The organism is Bacillus sp. FJAT-29790 (assembly GCF_019039215.1).
Lineage (GTDB): Bacteria > Bacillota > Bacilli > Bacillales > Cytobacillaceae > Cytobacillus.
The window spans coordinates 273,890-274,459 of sequence record NZ_JAHNZZ010000004.1; the positions used below are offsets into that span (position 1 = coordinate 273,890).

The following is a 570-nucleotide window of genomic DNA, read 5'->3' on the forward strand; positions in this document are numbered from 1 at the left end:
CGTGAACAAATTGTGCAGAATCCAAAAATGGACCGTGAAGTAGCGAAAAAAGTGGAGAAAGCACTGAGTGAAGCTGCTCAGCTACAAAAAATAGGCCAAGAATCATTGGGCCGCGATCGGTTGCAGCAAGCTTTAGCAAAAGCGGAATTGGAACTAAAGCAAATAGAATCTAAACAATCAGCCCAAGCTGATCGCACCACAAACGAGTCGAGCCCAAGCGAAATCGTGAAAGAGGCCAGAGCCGAAATCCAGCGCGAGCCAAATCTTCCACGTGCCATAGAAAAAGTCCGTGAACAAATTGTGCAGAATCCAAAAATGGATCATGAAGTAGCGCAAAAAGTTGAAAAGGCGCTAAGTGAAGCTACTCAGCTACAGAAAATAGGTCAAGAGTCATCTGGCCGCGAGCGGTTGCAGCAAGCTTTAGCGAAGGCAGAATTGGAACTGAAGCAAATAGAATCTAAACAACCAGCCCAGCCAACTCAAGCTACCCAATCAGCCCAATCTGATCGTAGCACAAATGTGCCGAGTCCAAGCGAAACCGCGAGAGAGGCCAGAGCTGAAATTCAGCGC

General features: G+C 47.4%; 1 pseudogene. It reads left to right on the plus strand.

The features are described 5' to 3' along the window. Window positions 1-570: pseudogene (locus tag BGM26_RS19810) on the plus strand (hypothetical protein); the annotation flags it as partial.